This window comes from Mycobacterium sp. NGS27 (assembly GCF_059813005.1).
In genome coordinates, this window is the sequence record NZ_JCALDT010000005.1 from 15,242 (window position 1) to 28,578 (window position 13,337).

At 69.4% G+C, this 13,337-nt stretch carries 16 protein-coding genes and 1 pseudogene; 14 read left to right on the forward strand and 3 right to left on the reverse strand.

Annotated elements, in window-relative coordinates; genetic code table 11:
* Positions 1 to 603, forward strand: coding sequence for a TetR/AcrR family transcriptional regulator (locus AC5Y30_RS14385; protein ID WP_499919081.1), 603 nt, complete (start codon positions 1 to 3; stop codon positions 601 to 603).
* A 7-nt stretch (positions 604 to 610) separates the two neighbouring features.
* Here AC5Y30_RS14385 and AC5Y30_RS14390 read toward each other — a convergent pair whose 3' ends face one another.
* Entirely contained in the window at positions 611 to 1,501 is an 891-nt protein-coding gene (locus AC5Y30_RS14390) for a D-alanyl-D-alanine carboxypeptidase family protein (RefSeq protein ID WP_499919084.1), read from the reverse strand.
* A 58-nt stretch (positions 1,502 to 1,559) separates the two neighbouring features.
* Between AC5Y30_RS14390 and AC5Y30_RS14395 the strand changes: the two genes are divergently transcribed.
* The 5 genes from AC5Y30_RS14395 to trmD all read left to right on the forward strand — a co-directional run bounded on the left by AC5Y30_RS14395 (position 1,560) and on the right by trmD (position 4,310).
* Positions 1,560 to 1,979, forward strand: a complete 420-nt coding sequence (locus AC5Y30_RS14395; protein WP_499919085.1) for a nuclear transport factor 2 family protein — start codon at positions 1,560 to 1,562, stop codon at positions 1,977 to 1,979.
* Positions 1,980 to 2,237: 258 nt separating this feature from the next.
* The gene (gene rpsP, locus AC5Y30_RS14400) at positions 2,238 to 2,762 is read left to right on the forward strand and encodes a 30S ribosomal protein S16 (RefSeq protein ID WP_499919089.1); all 525 of its coding nucleotides are present in this window, start codon (positions 2,238 to 2,240) and stop codon (positions 2,760 to 2,762) included.
* 8 nt (positions 2,763 to 2,770) lie between these two features.
* On the forward strand, positions 2,771 to 3,013 hold the full coding sequence (locus AC5Y30_RS14405; protein WP_003878715.1) for an RNA-binding protein: 243 nt from the start codon (positions 2,771 to 2,773) through the stop codon (positions 3,011 to 3,013).
* Between the two features lie 24 nt (positions 3,014 to 3,037).
* Positions 3,038 to 3,574, forward strand: coding sequence for a ribosome maturation factor RimM (rimM, locus tag AC5Y30_RS14410; protein WP_499919092.1), 537 nt, complete (start codon positions 3,038 to 3,040; stop codon positions 3,572 to 3,574).
* Between the two features lie 13 nt (positions 3,575 to 3,587).
* Positions 3,588 to 4,310, forward strand: coding sequence for a tRNA (guanosine(37)-N1)-methyltransferase TrmD (gene trmD / locus AC5Y30_RS14415; protein ID WP_499919096.1), 723 nt, complete (start codon positions 3,588 to 3,590; stop codon positions 4,308 to 4,310).
* Here trmD and AC5Y30_RS14420 read toward each other — a convergent pair.
* Positions 4,307 to 5,284, reverse strand: a complete 978-nt coding sequence (locus tag AC5Y30_RS14420; protein ID WP_499919098.1) for a serine hydrolase — start codon at positions 5,282 to 5,284, stop codon at positions 4,307 to 4,309. The two genes, trmD and AC5Y30_RS14420, sit on opposite strands and share 4 nt — an antisense overlap.
* A 332-nt stretch (positions 5,285 to 5,616) precedes the next feature.
* Between AC5Y30_RS14420 and rplS the strand changes: the two genes are divergently transcribed.
* The 4 genes and pseudogenes from rplS (at position 5,617) to AC5Y30_RS14440 (ending at position 8,078) form a co-directional block, all read left to right on the forward strand.
* Positions 5,617 to 5,958 carry a 50S ribosomal protein L19 gene (gene rplS / locus AC5Y30_RS14425; RefSeq protein ID WP_067130769.1) on the forward strand — a complete coding sequence of 114 codons (342 nt, stop codon included), beginning with the start codon at positions 5,617 to 5,619 and terminating at the stop codon, positions 5,956 to 5,958.
* Positions 5,959 to 6,052: 94 nt separating this feature from the next.
* Positions 6,053 to 6,958, forward strand: a complete 906-nt coding sequence (gene lepB, locus AC5Y30_RS14430; RefSeq protein WP_499919101.1) for a signal peptidase I — start codon at positions 6,053 to 6,055, stop codon at positions 6,956 to 6,958.
* A 2-nt stretch (positions 6,959 to 6,960) separates the two neighbouring features.
* A pseudogene (locus tag AC5Y30_RS14435) lies at positions 6,961 to 7,768 on the forward strand (ribonuclease HII).
* Between the two features lie 4 nt (positions 7,769 to 7,772).
* Positions 7,773 to 8,078 (forward strand): DUF2469 domain-containing protein, encoded by a 306-nt coding sequence (locus AC5Y30_RS14440; RefSeq protein ID WP_003875077.1) that lies wholly within the window; start codon positions 7,773 to 7,775, stop codon positions 8,076 to 8,078.
* Between the two features lie 7 nt (positions 8,079 to 8,085).
* Here the strand turns inward: AC5Y30_RS14440 and AC5Y30_RS14445 are convergent, their stop codons facing one another.
* On the reverse strand, positions 8,086 to 8,856 hold the full coding sequence (locus tag AC5Y30_RS14445; RefSeq protein ID WP_499919104.1) for a GAF and ANTAR domain-containing protein: 771 nt from the start codon (positions 8,854 to 8,856) through the stop codon (positions 8,086 to 8,088).
* Between the two features lie 260 nt (positions 8,857 to 9,116).
* Here AC5Y30_RS14445 and AC5Y30_RS14450 point away from each other — a divergent pair, with 260 nt between their 5' ends.
* The 4 genes from AC5Y30_RS14450 to dprA all read left to right on the forward strand — a co-directional run bounded on the left by AC5Y30_RS14450 (position 9,117) and on the right by dprA (position 13,304).
* A complete protein-coding gene (locus AC5Y30_RS14450) occupies positions 9,117 to 10,097 on the forward strand; it encodes an NAD-dependent epimerase/dehydratase family protein (protein ID WP_499919108.1) in 981 nt (326 codons plus the stop codon).
* Between the two features lie 143 nt (positions 10,098 to 10,240).
* Positions 10,241 to 10,618, forward strand: coding sequence for a YraN family protein (locus tag AC5Y30_RS14455; protein ID WP_499919112.1), 378 nt, complete (start codon positions 10,241 to 10,243; stop codon positions 10,616 to 10,618).
* Complete coding sequence (locus AC5Y30_RS14460; RefSeq protein WP_499919115.1) at positions 10,618 to 12,129, forward strand: YifB family Mg chelatase-like AAA ATPase; 1,512 nt, start codon at positions 10,618 to 10,620, stop codon at positions 12,127 to 12,129. Before AC5Y30_RS14455 ends, AC5Y30_RS14460 begins: the two co-directional genes overlap by 1 nt.
* A complete protein-coding gene (dprA, locus tag AC5Y30_RS14465; protein ID WP_499919118.1) occupies positions 12,126 to 13,304 on the forward strand; it encodes a DNA-processing protein DprA in 1,179 nt (392 codons plus the stop codon). Before AC5Y30_RS14460 ends, dprA begins: the two co-directional genes overlap by 4 nt.
* Positions 13,305 to 13,337: the final 33 nt, after the last annotated feature.

Genomic DNA, 13,337 nt, shown 5'->3' on the forward strand with positions numbered 1-13,337 from the left:
ATGGCCAGAACTCAGCAGCAGCGCCGCGAGGAGACCGTCGGGCGGCTCATCGACGCCTGCATCGCCACCATCATCGAGGTCGGTTACGCCAAGGCGTCGGCGGCGGTCATTGCCAAGCGGGCCGGGGTCTCAGTCGGTGCGCTGTTCCGGCACTTCGACACCATGGGCGACTTCATGGCCGCGACCGCCTCGGAGGTGTTGCGCCGTCAGCTGGAGTCGTTCACCAAGGGAGTCGCCGAGATACCGGCCGACCGCCCGGCGCTGCAAGCGGTGCTCGAGATCCTGCGAGACATCACCAGCCGCCCGATCAACGCCGTGATCTACGAGCTCACGGTCGCGGCGCGCACCGACGAAAAGCTCAGGGACACTTTGCAACACGAGCTCGCGCAGTATGCTGCGAAGATCGACGAGGCCGCGCGGGCGCTGCCCGGCGTCGACGCATTCCCCCGGGGCACCGTCCCGGTCCTGGCGGCGCTGATGCGCAACGTGTTCGACGGGGCCGCCGTGATCGAGGGGGTGTTGCCGCAGCCCGACATTGCGGCGCAACGCATTCCGGTGCTGATGGCGCTGCTGGCCGCGGCACTGCCGGGTGCCGACTCCTGATGAAAAGCTACAGCGAGCCGATGCCGGCCTGCGGGCTCTGCGCGAATCCCCAGTCGAACAACGTCGCCGCCTGATCCCAGTACGTCGGCCCGCCCTCTTTGATCAGCCCGTACATCATGGCGATCACCAGCCGGCGGCCACCGCGTGCGGCGGCCCCGACGAAGGTCTTGCGGGCGGCGTTGGTGAAGCCGGTCTTGCCGCCGATCGCGCCGGGATAGCGCTGCAGCAGTTCGTCCTGATTGGTGATCGGGTGATCGCCGTTGTCGCCGGGGAACATCGCCGACGGCTCGGCGGTGATCTGCGCGAACACCGGATTGGCCATCGCCGCGCGGAAGATGACCGCCAGGTCGTGCGCCGTCGACGCGCCCGAACCCCCGGGGCCGTCCAGGCCGGACGGCGTCGCCGCGTGCGTGTTGGTGGCACCCAACGAGGCCGCCTTGGCGTTCATCTTGGCGACGGTGACGTCCGGCCCGCCCAGCATGTGCGCCAGGGTGTTGGCGGCGTCGTTACCCGAGACCAGCAGCAGGCCGTCGAGGAGTTGGCGGGCGGTATAGGTGCGGCCCGGTTTGATGCCGACGCAGTTGCACTCCACCTGGGTGTCGGCGACGTCGGCGACGACGGTCGAGTCCAGGCTCACCGAGTCCAGGACCACCTGCGCCAACAGCGTCTTGATGGTGCTCGCCGGCGGGTGCGCCACGTTCTGGTCGCGACCGGCGAGCACCTGACCGCTGTCGAGGTCGGCAATGATCCACGTCTGCGCGGGGCCGTCGGGAATGGGAATCGAGCCGACCGGCTGCGTGCTGTCGCCCGACGCAGTCGACATGGTGACGGCTGTGCAGGTACCGAGCGCGAGCAGGGTGGCGGCCATCCTGAATCCCAGGGCCGTGAGCTTCCGCATGGCCGAAAAGTCTAACTTCCATCCCTGGTCTCGACAGATCTTCAGTACTGTCCGTTGCATGTTGAGCCTGGCCGAAATCTCCGACCGCCTCGAAATACAGCAGCTTCTGGTGGATTACTCCACCGCCATCGACACTCGCCGATTCGACGACCTGGACAAGGTGTTCACGCCCGACGCCTACATCGACTACACGGCGCTGGGCGGCATCGAGGGCCACTACCCCGAGGTGAAGAAGTGGCTGGCCGAGGTGCTGCCCAACTTCCCGGTGTACGCGCACATGCTGGGCAACTTCTCGGTCCGGATCGACGGGGACACGGCCGCCTCACGGGTGATCTGCTTCAACCCCATGGTGCTGGGCGGCGACAAGGACCAGGTGCTGTTCTGCGGACTCTGGTACGACGACGAGTTCGTGCGCACCCCCGACGGCTGGCGCATGACCAGGCGGGCGGAGACCAAGGTCTTCCAGAAAGTGATGTGAGCGCGGGTTGCGGCGCCGAGATTGCCGTCAGGGCTGTGCCTCGCGACCAGATCACGACCATGACGGCAATCTGGGCGCGGTGATGTGGTCCCTGAGCGCGCGCGATTTCTGATCGCCGCCCCTGGTCTGGCACAATGGGCGGCTGTCCGCCGAGCGATTACGCATCGCCGACCGGTCATACACGCGAGGCAAAACCGGATCCGGGCATCGGGCCCCGATCGCTGAATTGCAGCGTGACACATACAGGAGCGCTTAACCATGGCTGTGAAGATCAAGCTCACCCGGCTTGGCAAGATCCGCAATCCCCAGTACCGCATCTCGGTCGCCGACGCGCGCACCCGCCGCGACGGCCGCTCCATCGAGGTCATCGGCCGCTACCACCCGAAGGAAGAGCCGAGCCTCATCGAGATCGACTCCGAGCGCGCCCAGTACTGGTTGTCCGTGGGGGCCCAGCCCACCGAGCCGGTCCGCAAACTGCTGCAGATCACCGGCGACTGGCAGAAGTTCAAGGGCCTGCCGGGCGCCGAGGGCCGCCTGAAGGTCGCCCCGGCCAAGCCCAGCAAGCTGGAGCTGTTCAACGCCGCGCTGGCCGAGGCCGACGGCGGACCGAGCACGGAGGCCGCGAAGCCGAAGAAGAAGGCCCCGGCCAAGAAGGCCGCGAAGGCCGCGGAGGGGTCCGCCGAGGCCGAGGTCGCGGCCGAGGCCCCCGCGGAGGCCGCCGCCCCTGAGGCCGAGGTTCCCGCCGAGGGCGGCGAGCAGGCCGAGCCCACCACCGAAAGCTGACCGCGGCGATGAGTACGGTTGTCGTTGACGCTGTGGAGCACCTGGTTCGCGGGATTGTCGACAACCCCGACGACGTGCGGGTGGACATGGTGACCAGCCGCCGGGGGCGGACCGTCGAGGTCCACGTCCACCCCGACGACTTGGGCAAGGTGATCGGCCGCGGAGGCCGCACCGCAACCGCACTGCGCACGCTGGTCGCTGGGATCGGCGGTCGCGGCATCCGCGTCGACGTGGTGGACACCGACCAGTAGGCCGGTGCTGCGCATGGAACTCCCTTGGAGTTGACCGTCGGGCGCGTGGTGAAAGCCCACGGCATCAGCGGCGAGCTGGTGGTGGAAATCCGCACCGACGACCCCGACGCCCGGTTCGCGCCGGGCAACACGTTGCGCGCCAAGGCTTCTCGCGGCGGTGCTGAACGCAGCTGTGTCGTCGAAAGCGTGCGCGAGCACGGCGGTCGGCTGCTGGTCCGCCTGGCCGGCGTCGCGGACCGCGACGCCGCCGACGCGCTGCGCGGCACCCTGTTCGTCGTCGATTCCGAGGACTTGCCCGACATCGACGAGGCGGACACCTACTACGACCATCAGCTCGAAGGCCTGCGCGTGCGCACCATCGCGGGCCAGCAGGTCGGCGTCGTGGCCGAGGTGTTGCACACCGCGGCGGGTGAACTGCTGGCGGTGCGGCGCGAAGCGGGCGAGTCCGGCGATGGGAATCGGGAAGTGCTGGTGCCGTTCGTGACCGCGATCGTCACAGCGGTGTCGCTGGAGGACGGAACCGTCGAGATCGACCCGCCCGAAGGCCTGCTGGACCTGTAACGGGATCTTCGATATGAGAATCGACGTCGTCACGATCTTTCCGGCCTATCTGGATCCGCTGCGGCAATCGTTGCCCGGCAAGGCGATCCAGTCCGGCGTCGTCGATCTGCGAGTGCACGACCTGCGGCGTTGGACGTATGACGTGCATCGCTCGGTCGACGATTCGCCCTACGGCGGCGGACCCGGGATGGTGATGAAGGCGCCGGTATGGGGCGAGGCGCTCGACGAAATCGCCTCTGCGGAAACGCTGTTGATTGTTCCCACCCCGGCAGGCCGATTGTTCACGCAGGCGACGGCCGCGCGCTGGAGCGCCGAGGCCCACCTGGTGTTCGCGTGCGGCCGCTACGAGGGGATCGACCAGCGGGTCATCGACGATGCCGCCCGGCGGATGCGGGTCGAGGAGGTTTCGATCGGCGACTACGTGCTGCCCGGCGGGGAGTCGGCGGCCGTGGTGATGATCGAGGCCGTGCTGCGCCTGCTCGACGGCGTCCTCGGCAATCCCGCGTCACACCAAGAGGATTCGCACTCGCCGGCGTTGGGCCGGCGACTTGAGGGTCCCAGCTACACCCGGCCGCCCAGCTGGCGCGGGCTCAACGTGCCCGAGGTGCTGCTGTCGGGTGACCACGCGCGGATCGCGGCGTGGCGCCGGGAAATCTCGCTGCAGCGCACCCGGGAGCGCCGGCCCGAACTACTCGAGCCCGAAGGCTCTGAGCACGAAGGCGATTCGGGCCGCTAGAGCCCATGCCGGGGCGCGTCGATGCGGCCCTCGGGGAAGATCGTCTTGACCGCGCGGGTGATGGTGTCGCGGGCGGTGGCGTCATCGGCGGTCTGCAGGGACTGGACCACCATGATGTAGCGGCGGTCAGCCCCGATCACCCCGGTCGACAGATGCATCCAGTCGCTGCCGATGCAGCACATCCAGCCCTGCTTGACCGCGACCGGCTCGGCGTACAGGCCGTCCGGGATGCCGAATCGCTGTGGATAGCCGTCGAGCCCGTTGGGGGTGGACTGCGCCAGGTCGTTGACGATGATCTTGGCCTCATCGGCCGGCAGGCCACCCGATCCGTCCAGCAGCATCTCGTAGTAGCGAATCAGGTCGGTCACCGAGCTCATGGTGTTCCACCACCGCCCATCGCTGGGCGGGGTGGTGGAGGACAGGCCGTAGCGGGCGGCCACCTCGGTGATGATGGCGGCTCCGCCCCCTTGACCCCAGAACCGCTCGGCCGCGCCGTCGTCGGATGACTCCAGCATGATGTCCAGGGCTTGGCGGTCATCGGCGCTCAGCGGCGCTTTGCCCTCGCTTTCGTGCAGCAGCATATCGTCGGCTATGAACAACTTGGCCACCGAGGCGGTGCCGATGACCTGGCTGTTTCCATTTGCGACCAGCTGATGGGTGGACCGATCGAGGATGGCCACCGACAGGGCGGCGCCGCTGCCGGCGGCCTCGTCGGCGGCGCGCTGGACGCGGGCCTGCAGCTGGCCGAATCCCGGGCTCGGTAGCGCCTGGGCCGGCTGCGGGGGAGCGGCCGCCTCGACCATCAGCGTGGCCGACTGCGGGGGAGCCGAGGTGGGTGGCGCGGAGACGACCCGGACGGGCGCGGTAACCGGCAAGCTGTACACCTTCGCCTGGACCAGCGCCTCGGAACCGGCGGCAACCACCAACGTCACCGCCGCGGTGGCGGTGATCAGCGTCAGCGGATGTACCCGCATTTCCTCTCCTCCGGCGTGACATCGGCACAGTGCAGCAGCGGGGCCCCTCGCGCTACCGGCACCGGGCATCACGCTCCCGTGCGGGACCCCAGTCATATTTACCATTTACCAGCGCGTTTGGCGCGCTGTGAACCGCCGACTCGCTGTGATTTCCGCGGTATGCGCCCCATCTGGCACAATTGACCAGTTGTCTCCAGCGGTTGCAGGCCGGTTGAGCCGTTTCCCGCCTGCTGCGAGATACGCCAGAAAGCCCGAAACCATCGGCTTGGCGACCGCCTCACACCTGAGTGTGGGTAGCTGCCGTCGGCCGCGACCTCAAGGAAGTGTCTCGCATGAACCGGCTGGACTTCGTCGATCAGGCGTCGCTGCGCGACGATATCCCGGTGTTCGGCCCGGGTGACACCGTCAACGTGCACGTCAAGGTCATCGAGGGCGCCAAGGAGCGTATCCAGGTGTTCAAGGGCGTGGTGATCCGTCGCCAGGGCGGCGGCATCCGCGAGACCTTCACCGTGCGCAAGGAAAGCTATGGCGTCGGCGTCGAGCGGACCTTCCCGGTGCACTCGCCCAACATCGACCACATCCAGGTGGTGACCCGCGGTGACGTCCGCCGCGCGAAGCTGTACTACCTGCGTGAGCTGCGCGGCAAGAAGGCCAAGATCAAGGAGAAGCGCTGAGCCGGGACGCCTTGGCGGCGCTACTGATTCGTCCCATCGTTTCTCCGGTGCGCCGGTTGATCGGGCCACGACGCGCGCTGGCTACGCTGATCTCGTGACCGATACCGCGGATTCATCGAAGCCCGAGCCCCACGCCGGCGAGTCAGATCCGAAGGTCTCTACCCGCAACCCGGAGACGCGCGAAGGCGAGGCCGACCCCACCCCCGGCGAGGTCCCCGAACCGGAGCGGGTGGCGGATAGGCCCGACGAGGGCGAACCGGTGGACTCCACGCGTTCGACGTTGCGCGAGTTCGCGATCCTCGCGGTGATCGCCGTCGTCCTCTACTACGTCATGTTGACCTTCGTGGCGCGGCCCTACCTGATCCCGTCGGAGTCCATGGAGCCCACGCTGCACGGATGCACGGGCTGCGTCGGTGACCGGATCATGGTCGACAAGGTCACCTACCGTTTCAGCGCTCCGCGGCCCGGTGACGTCATCGTCTTCAAGGGCCCGCCGCCGTGGAACCTCGGCTACAAGTCGATCCGGTCCAACAACACCGTGCTGCGCTTCGTGCAGAACGCGCTGTCCTTCATCGGGTTCGTGCCGCCCGACGAGAACGATCTGGTCAAGCGGGTCATCGCGGTCGGCGGGCAGACGGTGCAGTGCCGGGCCGACACCGGGTTGACGGTCGACGGCAAGCCGCTGAAGGAGCCGTACCTCGACCGCACCACCATGGCCGCCGACCCGTCGGTGTACCCCTGCCTCGGCAGCGAGTTCGGGCCCGTCGCCGTCCCGGCCGGGCGGCTGTGGGTGATGGGCGACAACCGCACGCATTCGGCGGATTCGCGGGCGCACTGCACCAGCGTGCCGGCCGAAGCCCTCAAGGGCGTGCTGTGCACCGGCGACCCGACGTCGGGAACCGTGCCGGTGTCCAACGTGATCGGGAAAGCAAGGTTCATCGTGTGGCCGCCGTCCCGGTGGGGCGGCGTGGGATCGGTGAACCCGCAACAGAATCGGTAGCCGTGGCCACGACGTGGCCGCCGCGGACGGTGATCCGTAAATCGTCGGGGTTGCGCACCCTGGAATCCGCGCTGTACCGCAGCGGTTTGGGGCCGGTGGCCGGCGTCGACGAGGTCGGCCGCGGCGCCTGTGCCGGGCCTCTGGTGGTGGCGGCCTGTGTGCTCGGACCGGGGCGAATGGAAAGCCTTGCCGCGCTTGATGATTCCAAGAAGCTGACCGAGGCCGCCCGGGAAAAGCTGTTCCCGCTGATTCGCCGGTATGCGCTGGCCTATCACGTGGTGTTCATCCCGCCCGCCGAGGTGGACCGGCGCGGCGTGCACGTCGCCAACATCGAAGGAATGCGCCGCGCCGTCGCCGGGCTGTCCGTCCGGCCCGGCTACGTCCTGAGCGACGGGTTCCGGGTGCCCGGGCTGGCCGTCCCGTCGCTGCCCGTAATCGGCGGCGATGCGGTCGCGGCGTGTATCGCGGCGGCCAGCGTGCTGGCCAAGGTCAGCCGGGACCGGTTGATGGTCGCGATGGAAGCCGACCATCCCGGCTACGGCTTCGCCCTGCACAAGGGGTACAGCACGCCGGCGCACAGCACGGCGCTGGCCCGGCTGGGCCCATGCGCCGAGCATCGTTATTCGTTCATCAACGTGCGGCGCGTGGCCAACGGGTCGGGCGAGCGGGTGGTGGCCGACTGTCAACCGGACCCACCGCTGCAGCGCGACGGATATCGGTGAGGAAAGATGGGATCAGGATTGCCGCCCCGGCGAACGGCAGCTAGCGCCGGGATTCCCGCGGAGAGCTGTCCGGGAGAAGGACGTCTGAGCGAATGAGTGCAGAAGATCTCGAAAAGTATGAAACCGAGATGGAGCTCTCGCTGTACCGCGAATACAAGGACATCGTCGGCCAGTTCAGCTACGTCGTGGAGACCGAACGGCGGTTCTACCTGGCCAACAGCGTGGAGATGACACCGCGCAACGCCGACGGTGAGGTCTACTTCGAGCTGCGACTGTCCGACGCATGGGTGTGGGACATGTACCGGCCGGCGCGGTTCGTCAAACAGGTGCGGGTGGTCACCTTCAAGGACGTCAACATCGAAGAGGTCGAAAAGCCGGAGCTGCGGCTTCCCGAGTAGCCCGGCGCTAGCTATCCGCCGGATTCTGGTCGTCGCCGGGGCTGGGCAGCCGGCCGCGCTGCTCGATGACCTCCCGCGCGACATCGGCCAGCTTGATGTTCAGCGCCTGGGAGTGGCGCCTCAGCAGGTCGAACGCCTCGTCCTCGCTCATGTCGTGCAGCAACATCAGCATGCCGACGGCCTTGCCGATCTCGCGGTTGCTGAGCAGTCCGCGCCGCAGGCTCGTCGCGTCCTCGCCCTTGGCGACCGCGTTGATGGCGACGCTGGCGAACGCGGCCAGCACCGCGGCCCGGCCGGCGGACTCGGCGTCGAACATGTTCGGGGTGTCGCTGAACAAGTTGAGCGCGGCCCCTTTGCGCTTGTCGACCAGAAGCCGAAATCCCATCGCGCCGCGCACCGGAGTCTCTGCGACCAGTACCTTGGCCAGCTTGGGCCACATCGACGGCGTGGTCAGGTCCGGGTCGATCTGCGGCGTCTCCTCCTCGATGGCGTCGATGCACGGGCCGTCACCCGCCCGCCGTTCGAGGTCGTCGATGGCTTGGGCCAGCCGGTCACTGGCACCGACGGTGATGTATTTGTCGTTCTCGCGCACCAACAGGCTGGCGTGATCACAGCCCCGCACGGTCAGGGTGGCGGCCACGCAGATGGCCGCGTACATCTGGTTGACGTCCGAGCCCTGGTAGATGATCTCGGCGAGGGCGGCGAAAACCGTCGCGGGGTCGGCCTTCTCCCCGCCGTTCACGGATGCGTCCGCGCCGGTTTTCAATTCGTCCGCCATGCTGCTTCCTCGCTTCGGTGTCGGCGGTGTGTCCGCTTCCGATCGCCGTAAATTACCGGTCGCCGCCACCAGCCTTACACGCTGGTCGGTGCGGTTGCGGCCGATCTCGGCATCTTGGCCGGTCACCGGCGACCGCCAAGCCCTCGCTGCGGATGCGGAGTGCCCGCACGTCCAACCGCTCACGGATCGCGAGAGGTTGAAAAGATGGTTCTATCACGCCCGCGGAGTTTCAGGTGGCCAAGGGAGGGAAGGATTTTCTGATGGGAGTGACCGTCGCGGTGACCGGGCCGACCGGGGAGATCGGTATCTCCGCGGTGACGGCGCTGGAGCGCGAACCCTCCGTCGACGCGATCATCGGAATGGCTCGCCGGCCGTTTGACCCGTCGTCGCGGGGCTGGCTGAAGACCAGCTACCAGCAGGGCGACATCCTGGACCGCGCGGCCGTCGATGCGCTGGTGGCGCAGGCCGATGTGGTGATCCACCTGGCCTTCATCATCATGGGTTCGCGCGACGAGAGCGCGCGAGTGAATCTCGAAGGTACCCGCAACGTGTTCGAGGCGACGGTGGCGGCCGACCGGCCCCGGCGCCTGGTGTACACCTCGTCGGTGGCGGCATACGGCTACCACTCCGACAATCCCGTCCCGCTGACCGAGGACGTGCCCGCCCGGGGATCCCCGGAGCACTACTACTCCGAGCAGAAGGCGGCTTGCGAGGCGCTGCTTGCCGACATCACCAAGGATTCGTCCCTCGAGGTCTATGTTCTGCGGCCCTGCGTGGTGGCCGGGCCCAACGCCACCGCCCTGGCGGACGCCATGCCGTGGAATCAATTGCCCGGTCCGGTGCGTGCGGTGGTCAAAGCCGTCCCGGTCCTCAAGCCCGTGGTGCCCGATCCGGGTTACCCGCTGCAACTGGTCCACCACGACGACGTGGCGACGGCGATCGCCCTGGCCGCCACCGCGCCGGCGCCGCCGGGGGTGTACAACCTCGCCGGCGACGGGGTGGTCACCGTGGCCGACGTGGCCAGGGCGCTGGGCGGGCGCCCCGTGCGGGTCCCCGCGGTCGCCGCGACGGCGGCCTCGGCGGCGATCTCGCGGGTGCCGCGGGTGCCGTCCATGCTGGAATGGCTGCACACTGCGCGGACCTCGATGGTGATGAACACCACCAAGGCCAAGACCCAACTGGGCTGGCGTCCGCTGCACTCGTCGGCCGAGACGTTGGAAGCGCTGGCCGCGGGGGCGTGAGAACGCAATTGTCGGCGGGCCGGACCCGCATGTCACCGCCCGGCTGTGGATGGGCGACGGACTGGGGATAACCGGCCGGTGCGGGCGGCCGCGGGTCGCGAAGATGGCCCGTCTCGTCGGGGGTGCGGGGCACCTTGGCCCCCATGACGACCGAAACGACGATGACCCGGATCCAGCTGGGTGCGATGGGCGAGGCGCTGGCCGCGGATCACCTGATGCGGATGGGATTGCGGATCGTGGCGCGCAACTGGCGCTGCCGCTACGGCGAACTCGACATCATCGCCCGCGACGACGCAACGTCGACGGTGGTGTTCGTCGAGGTGAAGACCCGCACCGGGGACGGATACGGGGGCCTGGCCCACGCCGTCACCCCGCGCAAGGTGCTGCGGCTGCGGAGGCTGGCGGGCCTATGGCTGGCCGGCCAGGACCAGCGTTGCGCGGCGCTCCGCATCGACGTGATCGGGGTACGGGTCGGGCGCCGCCGCACCCCCGAGATCACCCATCTGCGGGGGATCGGCTGATGGCGCTGGGACGCGCGTTCTCTGTCGCGGTGCGCGGCGTGGACGGACAGATCGTGGAGATCGAAGCCGACATCACCTCCGGGCTGCCGGGCGTGCACCTGGTGGGCCTACCCGATGCGGCCCTGCAGGAATCGCGCGACCGCGTCCGGGCGGCCGTCACCAACTGCGGCAACGAGTGGCCCCAGGCGCGGCTCACCCTGGCGCTGTCGCCGGCGACGCTGCCCAAGATGGGGTCGGTGTACGACATCGCCTTGGCCGCCGCGGTGTTGTCCGCGCAGCGCAAGAAACCCTGGGACCGGCTGGAGAAAACGGTGCTGCTCGGCGAGCTGTCCCTGGACGGGCGGGTCCGGCCGGTGCGCGGCGTGCTGCCCGCCGTGCTGGCCGCCAAGCGCGACGGCTGGCCGGACGTGGTGGTTCCGGCGGACAACCTCGCCGAGGCCAGCCTGGTCGACGGCATCGACGTGTGGGGCGTCCGCACCCTGGGGCAGCTGCAGAAGTGGCTCAGCGGCGGCGGCGCCCTGGGCGGCAGGATCGACGCGCAGCCCACGGGCGACGAGCCCGAGGCGGATCTGGTCGACGTGGTCGGGCAGACGCAGGCGCGGTTCGCGGTGGAGGTGGCCGCCGCGGGAGCGCACCACCTGATGCTCACCGGGCCGCCGGGAGTAGGCAAAACCATGCTCGCCCAACGCCTTCCGGGGTTGCTGCCGCCGCTGACCGAGGCCGAGTCCCTGGAAGTCACGGCGATCCACTCGGTCGCCGGTCTGCTGTCGGGCGACACGCCGTTGATCACCAGACCGCCTTTTGTGGCGCCACATCACAGTTCCAGCGTCGCCGCGCTCGTTGGCGGCGGGTCCGGGATGGCCCGACCGGGCGCCGTCAGCCGCGCGCATCGCGGAGTGCTCTTCCTCGACGAGTGCGCCGAGATCCGGCTCAGCGCGCTGGAAGCCCTACGAACACCGTTGGAGGACGGCGAGATCCGCCTCGCCCGCCGCGACGGGGTGGCGTGTTATCCCGCGCGATTCCAGCTGGTGCTGGCCGCCAACCTGTGCCCGTGCGCCCCTGCTGACCCGCAGGATTGCATCTGCGCGGCGGCGGCCAAACGCCGCTACCTGGGCAAGCTGTCGGGGCCGTTGCTGGACCGGGTGGACCTCCGCGTGGAAATGCATCAGGTGAAGGCGGGGGCGTTCGCGGGCGGGGACGCTGAATCGACGGCGCAGGTCCGCCACCGGGTGGCGCGGGCCCGCGCGGCCGCCGCCCAGCGCTGGCTGCCCCACGGATTTCGCACCAACGCCGAAGTCAGTGGGGCGCTGCTCCGCCGGAAATTCCGCCTCGGCAACGCGGCGATGGAGCCGCTGCAAAGGGCGCTGGATCGCGGATTGCTCAGCATCCGAGGCCTCGACCGGACGTTGCGGGTCGCGTGGAGCCTGGCCGACCTGGCCGGCCGCACGTCTCCCGGGACCGATGAAGTCGCCGCCGCACTGAGCTTCCGCCAACCGGGGGCGCGGCGATGACGACGGCGCACGGCGAAACCGCGCTGCGCGCGTGGGCCTACCTGTCCCGGGTGGCCGAGCCGCCCTGCGCCGAACTTGCGGCTCTGGTGCAGCGCGTCGGCCCGGTGGAGGCCGCCGAGCGGATCCGGCGCGGGCTGGTCGACGACGGCCTGGCCCGGCGTACCGAGGCTAGGCGCGAGATCGACTGCAGCGCAGCCGATCTCGAGATGCTTGCACGGCGTGGCGGACGGTTGATCACCCCGGACGACGACGAGTGGCCGCTGCTGGCGTTCGCGGCCTTCCACGGTGCCGCACCGCGAGCCGGCGGAGGTGCGCCGATGGTTTCGCCGATGGTGTTGTGGGCGCTGGGCCCCGTGCGGCTCGACGAGGCCGCCCAGCGGGCCGCGGCCGTGGTCGGGACGCGCGCTTCGACCACGTACGGCGAGCACGTCGCCGGTGAACTGGCGGGCGGGTTGGCGCGGCGCGACGTCGCGGTGGTCTCGGGCGGCGCCTACGGCATCGACGGCGCGGCGCACCGCGCCGTGCTGGACTGCGACGGCGTCACCGTGGCCGTCCTGGCCGGCGGGCTCGACGTTCCCTACCCGAGCGGTCACACCGCCCTGCTGCACCGGATCGGCCAGCAGGGTTTGGTGTTCACCGAATACGCGCCCGGCATCCGCCCGGCCCGCCACCGGTTCCTGACCCGCAATCGCCTGGTCGCCGCCGTGGTGGGGGCCGCCGTGGTGGTGGAAGCCGGCCTGCGCAGCGGCGCTGCCAATACCGCGGCGTGGGCGCGGGCGTTGGGGCGGGTGGTCGCGGCGGTGCCGGGGCCGGTCACGTCGTCGGCGTCGGCGGGTTGCCATGCCCTGCTGCGCAACGGCGCCGAGCTGGTCACCCGCGCCGAGCATGTCGTCGAGCTTGTCGGCCACATCGGCGAACTGGCCTGCGACGAGCCGCATCCGACGACGCCGCTCGACGGCCTCAGCGACGCCGAGCGCCGCGTTTATGAGGCGTTGCCGGGCCGCGGCGCGGCCACGGTCGACGAGATTGCCGTCGCGTCGGGCATGGTGCCCGAGCTGGCGCTGGGGCCGCTGGCGATGCTCGAGCTGGCCGGCCTGGTGCAGCGCCAGGACGGGCGGTGGCGAATAGTACGGGTCACCGCAGGTCAGGGCGTATCAACGACGCGACTCGTATAGTCGACCGGGGGTTGGGGTTTGGACAGGAGGACA